General features: G+C 70.3%; 1 pseudogene. It reads right to left on the reverse strand.

Annotation, left to right across the window (positions count from 1 at the left end):
* Positions 1-232: pseudogene (locus ADL01_RS27745) on the reverse strand (glycogen debranching protein); the annotation flags it as partial.

A 232-nucleotide genomic window follows, 5' to 3' on the forward strand; every position in this document is an offset into this window, starting at 1 on the left:
TCTCGTCCTGGTGGTCGAAGGGCAGATGGAACTGGTCCCAGGCCAGTTCGGGGCTGCCGCTCGCCAGGGCGAGGGCGTTGAAGCAGTGGTCCCAGCTCCAGACCTTGTCCATCCAGTGCTTGGACATCAGTACGGCGGGGCGGGTGACCAGGCCGGCCGGGCGTACGGTCGCCGACCACACCACGTACGCGGCGAGTTCGGCGGCCGGAGTGTCCGCCGAGCGCCAGGGGGC

Origin of the sequence: Streptomyces sp. NRRL WC-3618, from assembly GCF_001280005.1 — a bacterium.
Classification (GTDB): domain Bacteria; phylum Actinomycetota; class Actinomycetes; order Streptomycetales; family Streptomycetaceae; genus Streptomyces.